We start from the raw sequence: 12,623 nt of genomic DNA, 5'->3' as shown, positions 1-12,623 counted from the left end.
CGCTGAATGTCCGGGTGTGTAAGTCTGAGCGAGGCCCCACCGGGGCCATCCCCCACGCACCCACATAGGAGTGAACAGCATGGGTATCGCAGACCAGTTCAAGGACAAGGCGCAGGAGCTTGCCGACCAGGCCAAGCAGCAGAAGGCGGGCGGCAAGCAGCAGGGCCAGGCGCGTGAGCGCTCGGCCGGCCAGGCGTCGCGCCGTGGCGCGGACCAGGCGCAGGGCCGTCGGCCCGAGGCGCGGGACCGTGCGCAGGACGCCGCGGACCAGGCGCGTGAGCGTTCCGGTCGCTGACGCACTGCGCGTCTGAGGTCTGTTGGGGCGTACCCGGGTGCCGGGTACGCCCCTTCCGCGTGCGCGTGCGCGGGTGCGGTGCGCGTGCGGCGCGGGGTGTGCGTGCGGCGCGGGGTGTGCGTGCGAGGTGCGCGCGGTGCAGGTCTCGGGGCTCTGCCCCGGACCCCGCTCCTCAAACTCCCCCCAGACTTCGTCCGGGGGGACCCCCAAGGGGCTTGATTTTGCTGGGGTGGGCTTGAAGCGGCTGGAGGGGCTTGATTTCGCCGGGGTGGGTTGAGGCGGCTGGTGGGTCAGCGCACCTGGGGCGGTGTGGGCGGCCGGCAGGTCGGGCTCGGTCACCTCGGGGGGAGCGGGGGCCTGCGCAGGTCCGGGGCCGAGCCGTAGCCGGGGGGTGTGGCCGCCGGGTGGGCGCCCAGGAGGTCCAGGGCGACCCTGACCGCGTCGTCCAGTACCGCGTGGCGGCCCTCCGCCCAGTCCAGGGGGGTGCGCAGTGCCTCCAGGTCGGGCTCGACGCCGTGGTTCTCGACGGACCAGCCGTACGCGTCGAACCAGGCCGCGTTCATCGGCACCGTGATCACCGTGCCGTCGCCCAGCCGGTGCCGCCCGGTCATGCCGACCACACCGCCCCAGGTGCGCTGCCCCACCACCGGCCCCAGCTTCAGCAGCCGGAACGCGGCCGTGATCATGTCGCCGTCGGAGGACGTCGCCTCGTCTGCGAGCGCCACCACGGGCCCCCGGGGCGCGTTGGAGGCGTACGAGACGGCCTGGGCGTTGCGGGTCAGGTCCCAGCCGAGGATCGTGCGGGTGAGCTTCTCGACGACCAGCTCGCTGATGTGCCCGCCCGCGTTGCCCCGTACGTCGACGATCAGGGCGGGGCGCGCCACTTCGAGTCTCAGGTCCCGGTTGAACTGCGCCCAGCCGGAGCCGCCCATGTCGGGGATGTGCAGATAGCCGCACTTCCCATGGCTCAACTCCCGTACGACCTCGCGGCGTTTGGCCACCCAGTCCTGGTAGCGCAGCGGCCGTTCGTCGACGAGCGGGACGATCGCGATCCGGCGGGACCGTCCGCCGGACTCGCCCCCCGCGGGGCGGAACGTCAGCTCGACCGTGGTGCCGCCCGCCGCCGTCAGCAGCGGGTACGGGCCCGCCACCCGGTCGACGGGCCGGCCGTCCACATGGGTGAGGACGGCGCCCTCGCGGATTCCCGTACCGGCCAGCGGCGAACGTGCCTTGGAGTCCGACGAGTCGCCGGGCAGGATGCGCTGCACCGTCCAGTCCCCGTCGCGGCAGACGAGGTTGGCGCCCAGCAGGCCGATCGCCCGCTGGTAGTGCGGGGGGCCCTCGTTGCGGCGGGCGGGCGAGACGTACGCGTGCGAGGTGCCCAGTTCGCCCAGGACCTCGCGCAGCAGATCGGCGAACTCGTCGGGTGAGGAGACCCGTTCGACCAGCGGGCGGTACTGGTCCAGTACGCCCTCCCAGTCGATGCCGCACATGTCCGGCTCCCAGAAGTAGGAGCGGATGATGCGCCCCGCCTCTCCGTACGCCTGGCGCCACTCGGCCGCCGGGTCGACGTCGTGCAGGATGCGGCGCAGGTCGATGTAGACCGTGGAGTCGTTGTCACCGGGCTCGTTGGACGGTACGGCGCGCAGCTCGCCGTCGTCCATGACGACCAGCCGGGTGGCGTCGCCGCTGACCGCGAACCAGTCGAGGTGGCCGACCAGTTCGGTCTTGCGGGCCTTGGCGATGTTGAAGTGCTCCAGGGTGGGCCGCCCCGACATGTCCGCCGGGTTGGCGAACGTCTCGCCCAGCGCGCCGGAGATCGGCCAGCGCAGCCAGACGAGACCGCCGCCGCTGACCGGTTGCAGCGCGGAGTACTTGGACGCCGACACGGGGAACGGCGTCACCCTGTTCTCCAGGCCCTCGAACTCCACGGTGACCGTCGGCCCCTCGACCGCGCCGTCGGGGATGTCCACGGGGTCCAGTCCGCCCGCCGCGGGCCGCCCGTCGGGGAGCAGGGCGAAGGGGGACGGGGTGGCGGAGGAGAGGGGCACGAGATAGGGCCGGCAGCCCAGCGGGAACGAGAGGTCGCCGGTGTGGACGTCGTACACCGGGTCGAATCCACGCCAGGAGAGGAAGGCGAGATAGCGGCCGTCGCCGGTGAAGACGGGGTTCTCGTCCTCGAAGCGGCCGTTGGTGACATCCACTATCACCGGGGCGTCCGGGCCGGTGATCCTGGCCAGCTTGATCTGCCGCAGCGACCGGCCGACACCGGGGTGCGACCAGGTCAGCCAGTGCCCGTCCGGCGAGAACGCCAGATCGCGGACGGGGCCGTTGACGGAGCGGATCAGCTCGGTGACGCGGGACCCGTCGGCTCCCGGCGGATCGAGGGCCCCCGGCAGACCGAGAGCACCCGGCGGGGCGAGGGTCCTGGGCGGGGCGACGGCCTTGGAGGGTTCCGGACCGTCGGTGGCGCTGGTGGCGTCGGTGGGCTCGGTGGTGGCGGCTCCGGAGGGCTCCGTCTCGGCCGCCCCGGACGGTGCCGCCTCGTCGGAGGAGTCCCCGGGCGGGGAGTGCTCGTCCCCGTCCAGGTCGAGCGTCTCCTCCTCGTCCGTGACGTCCAGCAGCAGGAGCCGGCCGTCGTTCGACGCGATGGCCAGCCGTTCGCCCTCCGGGTCCGAGATCAGTTCGTGAACCCTGCCCAGCCGGCCGGCGGCCAGCCTGCGCGGCGGGCGGTCGCCGCTGGCCCGGGGGAGGTGGGCGATCTCGACCGCGTCCTCGCCCTCCGCGTCCGTGACGTACGCGACCTGACCGCTGCTGCCGAGCATCTCGGGGAGCCGGACGCGCACGCCCGGGGTGTCGGCGATCGTGCGGGCCGGGCCGTCGCGGTGCGTGAGCCAGTACAGGCTGCCGCGCACGGAGACGGCGCTCGCCCGGCCCGTCTCGTCCACGGACAGCGAGTCGACATGGCTGGCCGCGGGCACCTGGTACGTACGCCGTCCGGTCCGGGGGCCGCCGAGCCTGACCTCCAGCTTCCTGGGCACGGCCCCCGGCGACTCCAGATCGTCGACCAGCCACAGATCGCCGCCGCACTGGTAGACGATCCGGCTGCCGTCGCTGGAGGCGTGCCGGGCGTAGAACGCGTCGTGGTCCGTGTGCCGGCGCAGATCGGTGCCGTCCATCAGGCAGGAGTACAGATTGCCGACGCCCTCGTGGTCGGAGAGGAACGCGATCCGGCGCCCGACGAACATCGGCGCGTCCAGATGCCCGCCGATGTCCGGCAGCAGGCGCTTGCCGTGCAGCCACAGCCGGCCTGTCGCCCCGCCCCGGTAGCGCTTCCAGGCCGCCGGCTCGTGCGGCGGCTTCCCGGTGAGCAGCAGGGTGCGCCGCTCGCCGTCGATGTCGGCGACCGCGATGTCGGAGACCGGACCCCAGGGGAGCTTGCCGCCGGGGCTGCCGTCGGTGGGGACGCTGTAGGCCCAGGAGAAGTACGAGAACGGCTGGTTGTGCGAGGACACGGCGAGGATCTGGGAGGAGTCGCCCGGGTCGGGGCTCCAGCCGCAGACCCGGGCGTCGGTCGAGCCCCAGTAGGTGAGTCTGCGGGCGGGCCCGCCCTCGACGGGGGCGATGTGGATCTCCGGGTCGAGCGTGCGCCAGGTCGTGTAGGCGATACGGCTTCCGTCCGGCGAGAAGCGCGGATGGCTGACTCTGGTCCGGTCGACAGTCAGCCGCCACGCCCGCCCCGGCCGCTGTCCGGCCGGGGCGAGGGGGGAGACCCAGAGGTCGTCCTCCGCCGCGAAGCAGAGCAAGTCCTTGTGGATGTGCGGGAACCGGAGATACGCGACGTCGTCACTCACCCTCCAATGCTTTCCGCGCGAAGGGCCCGCGGCAACTTGTGGTGCACGACACAAGCGAAACAGTCTCGTTTCGCTCGGGGAGGGGGTACCTTCGAAGTGTACGAAACGGTTTCGTTCCGCTAGTTGATCTTCGGCTGGCGTACCATCCAGCAGGCGCAATTCAAGAGGAGGTCGACCCATGGCACGCAGCCGGCTCACGCCCGAACGCGAGAGCGAGCTGTACGCCGCTGTGCTCGATCTGCTCGGCGAGGTCGGCTATGAAGCCCTGACCATGGACGCCGTTGCCGCCCGAACCCGCTCCAGCAAGGCCACCCTCTACCGCCAGTGGGGGAGCAAGGCCGAACTCGTCGTCAAGGCGCTCCGGCACAACAAGCCGGTGCAGCTCGGCGAGATCGACACCGGTTCCCTGCGCGGAGACTTCCAGGCCGCGCTCCTGCGGACCGACGACTGCCAGATGGAGAAGAGCTCCGCGCTGATGCGGGGACTCGGCCAGGCCGTCCACAGCAACCCCGATCTGCTCCAGGCGCTGCGTGAGCTGATGATCGAGCCGGAACTCACCGGTCTCGGACTGATGATCAGGCGTGCCGTCGACCGGGGTGAAGTGCGTCCGGACAATCCGGCGGTCTCCTATGTCCCGCACATGATGATCGGTGCCTTCGCCGCTCGTGAGCTGGTCGAGGGCCGCCCCGTCGACCAGGCGTTCCTCACCGACTACGCGGAAGCCGTGGTGTTCCCCGCCCTCGGCGTCTGACGTCCCCTTCTCGTCCGTACGACCTCTCCCCGACGCTCCACCTGACACGCCGCTCTCGTCGTCGGGCTGGTTCCTCACGCCCCATTCCACTCAACGACCTGACCGGGAGTACCCCCTCCGTGGCTACATTCCTGTACAAACTAGGACGGCTCGCCTTCCGGCGCCGCCGTTATGTCGCCCTGATCTGGGTGGCGCTGCTGGCGCTGGCCGGATTCGGCGCCTCCTCCGCGGCCACCGCCACCTCCAGCTCCTTCTCCATCCCCGGCACGGAGGCCCAGCGGGCCTTCGACCTGCTGGACGAGCGCTTCCCCGGGGGCAGCGCCGACGGCGCGACCGCCCGGGTCGTCTTCCAGGCACCCGACGGCGAGAAGGTCACCGCGGGCGCCAACAAGGCCGAGATCCAGGACATCGTGGGCGAGCTGAAGTCCGGCTCGGACCAGGTCGCCTCCGTCGCCGACCCGTACACGGCGAACGCCGTCAGCAAGGACGGCTCGACCGCGTACATCTCCGTGTCGTACAAGGTCAGCTCCATGGAGCTGACCGACGCGACGCGTGAGGCGCTGGAGGACGTGGGCCACGACGCCCAGAGCAGTGGGATGAAGGTGGAGATCGGCGGTGACGCCCTCCAGGTGATGCCGGAGACGGGGGCCACCGAGATCATCGGTGTCGCCATCGCCGCCGTCGTCCTGGTCATCACCTTCGGCTCGCTGATCGCCGCCGGGCTCCCGCTGCTGACGGCCCTCATCGGGGTGGGTATCGGGGTCTCCACGATCACCGCGCTGGCCAACGTGCTGGACCTGGGCTCCACCACCTCCACGCTCGCGATGATGATCGGCCTCGCGGTCGGCATCGACTACGCGCTCTTCATCGTCTCCCGCTACCGTGCCGAGCTGGCCGAGGGCAGGGAGCGCGAGGAAGCGGCCGGGCGGGCCGTCGGCACGGCGGGTTCCGCCGTCGTCTTCGCCGGTCTGACCGTGGTCATCGCGCTGGTGGGCCTGGCCGTCGTCAACATCCCGATGCTGTCGAAGATGGGCTTCGCCGCCGCGGGCACGGTCGGGATCGCCGTACTCATCGCGCTCACCCTCGTCCCGGCGATGCTGGGCTTCGCGGGCAAGCGGGTCATGGGGCGCAAGGCGCGCAAGGCCGCCGAGGCGGAGAACAAGCCCGATGCGAAGCCGAACATGGGCACCCGCTGGGCGCGGTTCGTGCTGCGCAAGCCGGTGTGGGTGCTGCTGGCCGGAGTCATCGGCCTCGGCGCGATCGCCGTACCGGCCGCCTCGCTGGAGATGGGTCTGCCGGACGACGGCTCCCAGCCCAAGAGCACCACGCAGCGCCAGGCCTACGACATGCTGTCCGACGGCTTCGGCCCCGGATTCAACGGTCCGCTGCTGGTCGTCGTGGACACCAAGGGCAGCACGGACGGCAAGACCGCTGTCGACCGGGTCTCCCAGGAGATCGAGGGCATCGACCACGTCGTCGCCGTCACCCCGGCCGTCTTCAACAAGGCCGGCGACGCCGCGACCATCACGGTCGTCCCGAAGGACCGGCCGAGCTCCACCGACACGGAGAACGTGGTCCACGACATCCGTGACGCGGGCGTGGACATCAAGGGCGACACCGGCGCGGAGGTGCTGGTCACCGGCGCCACGGCGATGAACATCGACTTCTCGGAGAAGATGAACGACGCGCTGCTGCCGTATCTGGCGCTCGTGGTCGGCCTGGCCTTCCTGCTCCTGATGGTGGTCTTCCGCTCCATCCTGGTACCGCTCAAGGCGGCCCTCGGCTTCCTGCTCTCGGTCGTCGCCGCCCTGGGCGCGGTCGTCGCGGTCTTCCAGTGGGGCTGGCTCGCCTCGCTCTTCGGGGTCGAGCAGACCGGTCCGATCATGAGCATGATGCCGATCTTCATGGTCGGTGTGGTCTTCGGTCTCGCGATGGACTACGAGGTCTTCCTGGTCACGCGGATGCGTGAGGCGTACGTCCACGGGGAGACGCCCGGACAGGCGATCGTCACCGGCTTCAAGCACGGGGCCCGGGTGGTCACGGCAGCCGCGGTGATCATGATGGCCGTCTTCGCCGGCTTCATCGGCTCCAGCGAGTCGATGATCAAGATGATCGGCTTCTCGCTGGCCATCGCCGTCTTCTTCGACGCCTTCGTGGTGCGGATGGCCATCGTGCCCGCGGTGCTCGCCCTGCTCGGCAGGCGTGCCTGGTGGCTGCCGCGCTGGCTGGACCGTGTCCTGCCCAACGTGGACGTCGAGGGTGAGGGCCTCCGCAAGGAGCTCTCCGACGGCCCGGCCGAGGGTGGCGACGAGCGGGAACTGGTCCGCGTCTGACACACGGCTCGCGTCGTACGAGCCGCATGAACCCCGGGGCCGCGTCTGAGCGGAACGCGGCCCCGGAGCACCGGTTACCTGTGGGGACGGGGGACCGGGGCGACAGAGAGCCCCCGTGCACGCGGCACGGGGGCTCTCGTCGTGCCAGGGGCCGGGCGCCTCCGCCCCGGCCTGGAGTTTCTGCCCGCGGTCGGGCGGGTCAGGCGCGTGAGGCGGGGGCGGCCGGGGTGGCGGCCGGCGGTCGCTTCGGCGTCCTCGCGCGGGTCCGCGACAGGAAGCGGATCAGGGGCGCGTTGTCGAACTGGAAGACGGCGACCCCGTCCGGCGAGTGCAGCTCCAGCACCATCTGGGCCCGGCCGCACGGCCAGACCCGTATGTCCCCCCGCGTCACGGGGGATCGCATGCCGCGTTCCAGGAGGTCGAGGCCGAAGGCCCAGTCGACGCCGCCGGGAAGCCGGACGTGGACGGTGCGTGGATCGGCCGGGTCGCAGCGCAGCTCGACGGGGACGAGCCGGGGGTCGGGGCCGTCGGTGATGAGCCGGGCGCGGGCGTGTTCTTGGATCACGAGGGACATGGCCGGCTCCTCCTGTGTGAATATCGCTCCCCCTAATGTCCCATATTTTCCCATTTGGGCATCACGAGGGCGTCATCAGTTGGCATCCCTGCGCTCTTGCGAACTGTTTGCAACAGGGCTCTATCATTGAGCGGTTCCCGACCCCGCCCGCAGTAACGCCCGAAAGCGGAGCCACTCCATGCATGTACCCGACGGATTCATCAACGCACCCGTCTCCGCCGTCGCGGGCGTCGCCGCCGCAGGCGCGGTCGCCGTCAGCCTCCGGGGCGCCCGGCGGGAACTGGACGAGCGGACCGCCCCGCTGGCCGGGCTCGTCGCCGCGTTCATCTTCGCCGTGCAGATGCTGAACTTCCCGGTCGCCGCCGGCACCAGCGGGCACCTCCTGGGCGGGGCGCTGGCCGCGATCCTGGTCGGGCCCTTTACCGGGGTGCTCTGCATAGCGGTGGTCCTGCTGATGCAGGGCATCCTCTTCGCCGACGGCGGCCTCACCGCGCTCGGCGTGAACATCACGGTGATGGGCGTCGTCACCGTCGTCGTCGCCTACGGCCTCTTCCGCGGGCTGACCCGTGTGCTGCCCCGCACCCGGCGCTCCACGACCGCCGCCGCCTTCGTGGCCGCGCTGGTCTCCGTGCCGGCGGCCGCCGTCGCCTTCACCCTGATCTACGCGGTCGGCGGGACCACCGACGTGCCCATCGGCAAGGTCCTCACCGCGATGGTCGGCGTCCACGTCCTGATCGGCATCGGGGAGGCGGCCATCACCGCGCTGACCGTCGGCGCCGTCATCGCCGTACGCCCCGACCTGGTGCACGGCGCCCGCGGGCTCGCCGCCCCGCTGAAGCTCCGCGTCGACGGTGAGCTCGTCGACGCGCCCGCCGCTCCGGCCGCCGCCCCCGTCCCGGCAGCCGCCCGCTCCACCCGCACGGTGTGGGCCACCGGCCTGGCCGCCGCCCTCGTCCTCGCCGGCTTCGTCTCCTTCTACGCCTCCGCGAACCCCGACGGGCTGGAGAAGGTCGCCGCCGACAAGGGCATCGACGAGAAGGTCCAGGAACACGACGCGGCCGACTCCCCACTCGCCGACTACGGCGTCAAGGACATCACCGACGCGCGGATCTCCGGAGGCCTCGCCGGAGTGATCGGCGTCGGCGTCACCGTCGCCGTCGGCAGCGGGGTGTTCTGGGCGGTCCGCAAGCGCCGTACGCCGGAGGCCCCCCAGCCCCGCGCCACCGAGACCGTCTGACATGGGCGCCGGCCACGCGCACAAGCTCTACCGGCACGGGCACTCGCCCGTCCACGCCCTGCCCCCGCACTGCAAGCTCGTGGCCGTGCTCGGCTTCGTCGTGGTCGTCGTGTCCACCCCGCGCGAGGCCGTCTGGGCCTTCGCGCTGTACGCGGCGCTGCTCGCCGCCGTCGCCGCGACGGCCCGCATCCAGGCCGGTTTCCTGCTGAAGCGCCTGGTCATCGAGGTGCCGTTCGTCGCGTTCGCGCTGCTCATGCCGTTCGTGGTGCCCGGTGAGCAGACCGAGGTGCTCGGCGTCTCCCTCAGCGTCGCCGGACTCTGGGGCGCCTGGAACGTCCTCGCCAAGGGGACCCTCGGCGTGGCCGCCTCCGTGCTCCTCGCCTCCACGACCGACCTGCGGTCCCTGCTGCTGGGTCTCCAGCGGCTCCGGCTGCCCCCGCTGCTCGTCCAGATCGCCTCCTTCATGATCCGGTACGGCGACGTCGTCACCGACGAGCTGCGCCGGATGTCGGTCGCCCGCCGCTCCCGCGGCTTCGAGGCCCGCGGCGTACGGCACTGGGGCGTCCTCGCCAAGACGGCGGGCGCCCTCTTCATCCGGTCCTACGAACGCGGTGAGCGCGTGCACCTCGCTATGGTCAGCCGCGGCTACACGGGCACCATGCCGGTGATCGACGAGGTGACCGCCACCCGCACCCAGTGGGCGCACTCCGCGGCACTCCCCGTGCTCGCCCTCGTCGTATGTCTGCTGGGATGGACCCTATGAGCCTGCCCACCGCCCCCGTGCCCTCCCTGGAGGTCAGCGGCCTCGCGTACGCCTACCCCGACGGCCACCAGGCCCTCTTCGGCGTCGATCTGACCGTGGCCCGCGGCGAACGCGTCGCGCTCCTCGGCCCCAACGGCGCGGGCAAGACCACTCTGGTCCTCCACCTCAACGGCATCCTCGACGCCGGAGCCGGCACCGTCCGGGTCGCCGGGACACCCGTCGAGAAGCGGAACCTCGCCGAGATCCGCCGCCGCGTCGGCATCGTCTTCCAGGACCCCGACGACCAGCTCTTCATGCCGACCGTCCGCGAGGACGTCGCCTTCGGGCCCGCCGCGGCCGGCATGCGCGGCCCCCAGCTGGAGGAGCGGGTCATGACGGCGCTCCGGCGCGTCGGCATGGAGGAGTACGCGGCACGGCCGCCGCACCATCTCTCCTTCGGCCAGCGCCGCCGCGTCGCCGTCGCCACCGTCCTCGCCATGGAGCCGGAGATCCTCGTCCTGGACGAGCCCTCCTCCAACCTGGACCCGGCGTCCCGCCGTGAACTCGCGGACATCCTGCGGTCCCTGGACGTCACGGTGCTGATGGTCACCCACGACCTGCCGTACGCCCTCGAACTCTGCCCGCGCGCCGTCATCCTCAGCGAAGGGGTGATCGCCGCCGACGACCGGACGCAGGATCTGCTCTGCGACGACGCGCTCATGCGCAGGCACCGGCTGGAGCTCCCGTTCGGCTTCGACCCGCGTTCCGTGTCCGTTCCGCGTCCATGAACAGATGGTGACCCGGCACCCGTTCCACCTGCGGCGCGATGCACCATGGGGGGATGAGCGGGAGCACGGGAACAGGCGTGGACGTACGGGGCACGGTGGCGCCGGGATTCGAGGCGGTACGGGACGCTTTCGTCCGTAACTTCGAACAGCGCGGGGAGCGGGGAGCGGCCGTCGCCCTCTACCGCCACGGCCGCAAGGTCGTCGACCTGTGGGCCGGCACGAGAGACGTGGACGGCGCCGAACCCTGGGCCGTCGACACCGTGCAGATCGTCCGCTCGGCCGGGAAGGGCGTCGCCGCCGCCGTGCCGCTGCTGCTGCACCAGCGCGGGCAGGTGGACCTGGACGCGCCCGTCGGCACGTACTGGCCGGAGTTCAAGGCGAACGGCAAGGAGCGCGTCCTCGTACGCCATCTCCTCGCCCACCGCGCCGGACTGGCCGCGCTCGACGGCACGCTGACCCCCGCGCAGGCGGCCGACCAGGTCTCCGGGCCGCAGGCGGTCGCCGCCCAACAGCCCCTGTGGGAGCCGGGAACGGACCACGGCTACCACGCCCAGACCTACAGCTGGCTCATCGGCGAACTGGTGCGCAGGGTCACCGGGCGCACCATCGGCCGCTGGATCGCCGAGGAGATCGCCCGGCCGCTCGGCCTGGACTTCTGGTTCGGGCTCCCCGAGGACGAGGCGCACCGGATCGGGCGGATCGGGCCCGTCGAACCCCCGCCGGCCGAGGGCAGCGGCACGCTGCGGGTGCGCCCCAAGCGCTCCGTCGTCGAGGCCTACGCCGACCCGGCCTCCCTCACCCGGCGCGCCTTCGGCGCGATCGACCCCTTCCCCGACGAGAACGACCCGGCCTACCGCGCCGCCGAACTCCCCGCGTCCAACGGGGTCGCCACCGCGCGGGGCCTCGCCCGCTGCTACGCCGCGATGATCGGCGAGGTCGACGGACAGCGGCTGTTCGCCCCCGCCACGCTCACCCTGGCCCGCACCGAGGAGTCCGCGGGCCCGGACCGGGTCCTGGTCGTCAACACCCGTTTCGGCCTGGGCTACATGCTGCACGGCCCGGCCGCCCCGCTGCTCGGACCCGGCTCCTTCGGGCACCCGGGGAGGGGCGGCTCCCTGGGTTTCGCGGACCCCGAAACGGGCATCGCGCTCGGTTATGTGACGAACGGTCTGCAGAAGGGAGTCACCGCCGACCCCCGTGCCCAGGCCCTGGTCAGGGCAGTACGGTCGGTTCTATGACTCCTCCACGCTTCCACGGGTACGCCGTGCTCGTCACGGGCGCCGGACAGGGCATCGGCGCGGCCACCGCCCACCGGCTCGCCTCCGAGGGCGCGGCCGTCCTGGTCACCGATCTGGACGGGGACCGTGCCGCGCGGGCGGCGGCCGGGATACGCGCGGCGGGTGGTACGGCCGAGTCCCTGGCCTGCGACGTGGGCGACCGGACGGCGGTCGAGGCGGCGGTGGCCCACGCGGCCGGCGCCTTCGGCCGGCTCGACGTGCTGGTCAACAACGCCTATGCCAACCACGACGATGCCGCGCTCTTCGAGGACGAGGCCGACGAACCCTGGGCCCGCACCCTGGACATCACGCTGAGCGGCCCCTACCGCTGCTCGCGGGCCGCGCTGCCGCACCTGGTGGACTCCGGCCGGGGCGCCATCGTCAACATCGGCTCGGTCAACGGCGAACAGGACTTCGGCGGCCACGCCTACAGCGCCGCGAAGGCGGGCCTCGCGAGTCTCACCCGTACGCTCGCGGGCCACGCGGGACCGCGCGGTGTCCGCGTCAACCTCGTCGCGCCGGGCACGATCCGCACCGAGGCCTGGGCGGGCCGGGACGCGGCGCTGGCGCGGGCGAGCGCCCTCTACCCGCTCGGCCGGATCGGCGAACCGGCGGACATCGCGTCCGCCGTCGCCTTCCTCGCCTCCACGGACGCGGCCTGGATCACCGGCACGACGCTGCGGGTGGACGGGGGCCTCCTCGCCGTCAACACCGGTTTCCGCGCGGCGATGACCGAGGAGCCCTGAAAAGGGTTCGCCGGAGCGGGAGAAGG

10 protein-coding genes are annotated in these 12,623 nt (G+C 72.0%); 8 read left to right on the top strand and 2 right to left on the bottom strand.

The annotated features are described in order from the left end of the window. The first annotated feature begins 79 nt into the window (after positions 1-79). Positions 80-295 carry a hypothetical protein gene (locus AMK10_RS34200; protein ID WP_073753240.1) on the top strand — a complete coding sequence of 72 codons (216 nt, stop codon included), beginning with the start codon at positions 80-82 and terminating at the stop codon, positions 293-295. A gap of 335 nt (positions 296-630) precedes the next feature. Here AMK10_RS34200 and AMK10_RS34195 read toward each other — a convergent pair whose 3' ends face one another. After that, complete coding sequence (locus tag AMK10_RS34195) at positions 631-4,149, bottom strand: S41 family peptidase (RefSeq protein WP_073753238.1); 3,519 nt, start codon at positions 4,147-4,149, stop codon at positions 631-633. 178 nt (positions 4,150-4,327) lie between these two features. Here AMK10_RS34195 and AMK10_RS34190 point away from each other — a divergent pair, with 178 nt between their 5' ends. Next, positions 4,328-4,900: a TetR/AcrR family transcriptional regulator gene (locus AMK10_RS34190; RefSeq protein ID WP_073753236.1), complete on the top strand. Its 573-nt coding sequence runs from the start codon at positions 4,328-4,330 to the stop codon at positions 4,898-4,900. A 119-nt stretch (positions 4,901-5,019) separates the two neighbouring features. Further along, positions 5,020-7,233 (top strand): MMPL family transporter, encoded by a 2,214-nt coding sequence (locus tag AMK10_RS34185; protein WP_073753234.1) that lies wholly within the window; start codon positions 5,020-5,022, stop codon positions 7,231-7,233. A gap of 199 nt (positions 7,234-7,432) precedes the next feature. Here the strand turns inward: AMK10_RS34185 and AMK10_RS34180 are convergent, their stop codons facing one another. Then, the gene (locus tag AMK10_RS34180; RefSeq protein ID WP_073753232.1) at positions 7,433-7,807 is read right to left on the bottom strand and encodes an SsgA family sporulation/cell division regulator; all 375 of its coding nucleotides are present in this window, start codon (positions 7,805-7,807) and stop codon (positions 7,433-7,435) included. Positions 7,808-7,985: 178 nt separating this feature from the next. On the opposite strand from AMK10_RS34180, the gene AMK10_RS34175 reads away from it, so the two are divergent. The 5 genes from AMK10_RS34175 to AMK10_RS34155 all read left to right on the top strand — a co-directional run bounded on the left by AMK10_RS34175 (position 7,986) and on the right by AMK10_RS34155 (position 12,597). Next, positions 7,986-9,044, top strand: coding sequence for an energy-coupling factor ABC transporter permease (locus tag AMK10_RS34175; RefSeq protein ID WP_073753230.1), 1,059 nt, complete (start codon positions 7,986-7,988; stop codon positions 9,042-9,044). A gap of 1 nt (position 9,045) precedes the next feature. Beyond that, positions 9,046-9,807 (top strand): cobalt ECF transporter T component CbiQ, encoded by a 762-nt coding sequence (gene cbiQ / locus AMK10_RS34170; protein WP_073753228.1) that lies wholly within the window; start codon positions 9,046-9,048, stop codon positions 9,805-9,807. Continuing rightward, the gene (locus tag AMK10_RS34165; RefSeq protein ID WP_073753225.1) at positions 9,804-10,574 is read left to right on the top strand and encodes an energy-coupling factor ABC transporter ATP-binding protein; all 771 of its coding nucleotides are present in this window, start codon (positions 9,804-9,806) and stop codon (positions 10,572-10,574) included. Before cbiQ ends, AMK10_RS34165 begins: the two co-directional genes overlap by 4 nt. A 77-nt stretch (positions 10,575-10,651) precedes the next feature. Further along, positions 10,652-11,812: a serine hydrolase domain-containing protein gene (locus AMK10_RS34160; RefSeq protein WP_073753223.1), complete on the top strand. Its 1,161-nt coding sequence runs from the start codon at positions 10,652-10,654 to the stop codon at positions 11,810-11,812. After that, complete coding sequence (locus AMK10_RS34155) at positions 11,809-12,597, top strand: SDR family NAD(P)-dependent oxidoreductase (RefSeq protein ID WP_073753221.1); 789 nt, start codon at positions 11,809-11,811, stop codon at positions 12,595-12,597. Before AMK10_RS34160 ends, AMK10_RS34155 begins: the two co-directional genes overlap by 4 nt. Positions 12,598-12,623: the final 26 nt, after the last annotated feature.

Origin of the sequence: Streptomyces sp. CB02058 (assembly GCF_001905505.1) — a bacterium.
In the GTDB taxonomy this organism is placed as follows: Bacteria; Actinomycetota; Actinomycetes; order Streptomycetales; family Streptomycetaceae; genus Streptomyces.
Note: the sequence above shows the minus strand (reverse complement) of the source record. Positions and strands in the feature narration are given on the sequence as shown.